This is a genomic window from Synechococcus sp. H55.9 (assembly GCF_047462355.1).
Classification (GTDB): domain Bacteria; phylum Cyanobacteriota; class Cyanobacteriia; order Thermostichales; family Thermostichaceae; genus Thermostichus.
The window spans coordinates 1-1,006 of the sequence record NZ_JANSJB010000213.1 but is presented as its reverse complement, the minus strand read 5'-3'; the positions used below and the strand labels follow the sequence as shown (position 1 = coordinate 1,006).

The window sequence follows — 1,006 nt, the reverse complement described above, 5'->3', positions numbered from 1 at the left end:
TCTCCCTCAGAGGGGTTGGGGGTGAGGGCAGCAGCGCGAAGTGCTTGGGTAGGTGGCAAAGTGAAAGTGTTTGAATTGTGTTTGAACCGACTATAAAGCTTGTGCAGCGCCTCTAAGGAGAGCTCGCAGAGTCGCCAACAGCTCAGTCCTCCTCCGCTGCAGGAGCAGGGGCCTCGGCTAGCCGACACACCTGCTTGAGGAGCTGGGCCTCAACAGCGGCGTCGTAGAGCCGCAAAGTTAGGCGAGGCACCCGCAAGGAAGCGGTAATTCGCCCTGCCGGCAGATCCAACCACACCAGCTGTTTTTGAAAGCAGCGGCAGGTGGCCCCTATCTCCTGCGCCAGCTCTTCCACCTCCGGCCAGCTCAGGCAGCGCGGCAGCAGCAGGTCTGTGGCCCAGCCCCTTCCACACTCTCGCCGCCTCAGGATGCGCACCTGCATGGATCCCTAAATCCGCTCGGCGTAGAACTCACACCAGGGATCCCCTTTCTCTCTGGCTTTGGTCTCCTTCCCGTGAAACAGCCCACCCCGCTGGAAGAGGCGGTTGTAGAAGACTTGATCCAGAATCGGCTTCTGCTGAATGTTGCCGTTGTAAACCAGATTCATCAGCGCCGGCACCGCCCCTTGGGCAAAATAGCAGGTCGGATAATCTGCCCGTGGGTAGGAAGCCAAAAAGTAGTTGGTCTCGTAGTTGCCGTCAATAGCCACCCGGCAGGAATGATCGCTCACCACCTCCAAAGCCTGCCAACGACCCCACCCCAAGCTGCTGGCTACGGCATAGGCCCCGTGGATCCAGTCGGTATCCTTTTCCAGCATTGGCCCCACAAGGGTTTCCCACTCCAGGGACTCCATGATGTTGCCAAAGGTGTAGAAGACACAGACATGGCCCGATTCGCGCACCAGATCCTCTGCCACCTGCTGCAGACCGGGTTGCACTGCTTTCAGCTCTTCCAAAAAGCGGTACTGGATGCGGTTGTAGTAATTGGCAGGCATGCGCGTGAGCAGCAC

General features: G+C 58.9%; 1 protein-coding gene and 1 pseudogene. Both read right to left on the bottom strand.

Going from position 1 to position 1,006, the window contains the following annotated elements; all coding sequences use genetic code 11:
• Positions 1–142 precede the first annotated feature (142 nt).
• A complete protein-coding gene (locus NW857_RS13205; RefSeq protein WP_414333933.1) occupies positions 143–439 on the bottom strand; it encodes a hypothetical protein in 297 nt (98 codons plus the stop codon).
• Between the two features lie 6 nt (positions 440–445).
• Positions 446–1,006: pseudogene (locus tag NW857_RS13200) on the bottom strand (hypothetical protein); the annotation flags it as partial.